The 1,972-nt window shown below is 47.9% G+C and carries 1 protein-coding gene; it reads right to left on the bottom strand.

The window, feature by feature from the left end; genetic code table 11:
* Nucleotides 1–145 precede the first annotated feature (145 nt).
* Entirely contained in the window at nucleotides 146–1,453 is a 1,308-nt protein-coding gene (ltrA, locus tag CN288_RS21075) for a group II intron reverse transcriptase/maturase (RefSeq protein WP_098303051.1), read from the bottom strand.
* Between the last annotated feature and the right edge of the window lie 519 nt (nucleotides 1,454–1,972).

Here is a 1,972-nt window from a genome sequence, read left to right as displayed (position 1 = left end):
TGTCGGGTAAAAGACTGGCGCGGTATCAATTGTGGCCCGTCTCCAGCCTCTCCCCATAAGAACTGCTCGTGAGGTTTTCCCTCAAGCAGCTCACCCCATAAACTTCATCAAAAGGGTTATGAGACCTATCAAATGGCAGACACTTTCATCGGTAACTCTCTGCACTTTTCAGGGGAAGGACTTTCCAATCCCAGTAGAGCCCCAGTACACCATAGAGATATTCGTTACTCCATCTCTGCCATCCGATGCTACGCTTTCGTCGTCGTTTCCTTCTTGTTAATAGCGTGCGAATTTTCATCTCCGTATAGTCACGTACTTCACTGAAAGCTCGGCTGGAGTTCCCAACCCGGAAGTAGTTTACCCATCCAGCCAATACGGCATTGATTTGTTTTATCAAGTCTTGTGCTGGTTTCGCTCCTGCATTTTGAATGAGTTTACGGATTCGCGCCTTCACTGTCGTGCGAGCTTTCTTCTTCGGGGTCATGAAAACGAAGGATCCATTCTTATTTCGGTTCGGTATTCGTCTCAAATCAAACCCTAGAAAGCCGAAGGATTCTCCTTTTAGGACATTGACCATCCGAGTCTTCTCCAGGTTCAGTTCAACTCCCAAAGGCTTTAACTGTTCCCGTAGTCGTCGTAATGCCAGTTCAGCCCATCCTCGTTTACTAGAGTGTCCGCTTACAGCGATAACCATATCGTCGGCAAAACGGTGATAGTTTACAGCTTCGTAATTGCCTTCTGCTGTCTTACGTCGAATGGCATCAAATGTCCAATCCACTTCATTGAGGTAAATGTTCGCGGCTAGGGGAGAAAACGGTCCCCCTTGCGGGACACCGATCTTTCCTGTTGCCTTAATTACCTGTTTTACAAGATGCATAACCTGTGGGTCTTGGACACGTTTCGCGATTTTCTCCAATAGTATGTTGTGTCGGATTGTATCAAAGTAGCGAGATAAATCAACATCAATTATTATGGTCATACGACGCAATATACTACGTCGTACTTCTGCCAATGCCTGATGTGGAGAACGTTTCGGTCGAAATCCATACGAGTTTGGGCAGAAATCAGCTTCGAAGATTGCTTCCAATATGAGCTTTAGTGCTCCTTGTACCACACGATCCCGTATACAAGGAATTTGCAGGGTTCGCATTTTGCCGTTTGCCTTTGGGATTTCTACTTTCCGATTGGCTTGTGGTCGGTATGTTCCGGCTTGCAATTCCTCTTGAATGCCTGTTAAGAATGGGATAACTCCTTCTAGTTCTATATCAGCAAAACTTTCTCCATCGATGCCTGGGGCACCTCCGTTTTTCCTCGCCTGTTGATATGCTTCATGAAGGGTTGTTATTTTGGTAATGTGGGTAAATATCCCCCAAAACCGGTGCGTAGGTTCAGACTTCGCCTTTCGATAGATTCGTTGCCTTAGTTCCTGCAAAGTGATGGGTGTTTTTGTCATGGCACCCTTGCCTCCTTTAGTCATACGAAATGTTTACAGGTTCGGACCCTTTCCTCCCCGCGCGTTTTGCTGCACGCAGATTTCTGGTACTACGATCCGTTCCGCCACCCTGACACCTACCGATCTCACTTCCCGATCGCGGTTATAGAGACGGTCTCCTCGATGAGGTTTCTTCATCGGGTGTCGAGGGCTTCTCCAGTTTCCACATTATCTTTCTCTCCATGTCGCCGCTGATACCCCGCCGGTGAGAACTGCCGTTCCAGACTCGTTTCGGTCAGTTCTTGCTGCTTTCGCACGTTATCGACCGTCTCAGCCACCGGAATTGCGTGTAACGAGGCTACGTCTACGTTCACTGTACGTTACAACCTGGAGATTTGCCCACATGCCTTTTGCATGTGATGTCAGAGGGCTTCGCCATGTCGCTTTCACTTCATGGCGCCTCTCAGGCTACGGGAGTGGAGTCTATTCTCCCGATTGGACTTTCACCAACTAGATAATGTGTCCTTATCTGGACACGCC

This window comes from Bacillus sp. AFS023182 (assembly GCF_002560575.1).
Classification (GTDB): Bacteria; Bacillota; Bacilli; order Bacillales; family Bacillaceae_G; genus Bacillus_A; species Bacillus_A arachidis.
Note: the sequence above shows the minus strand (reverse complement) of the source record. Positions and strands in the feature narration are given on the sequence as shown.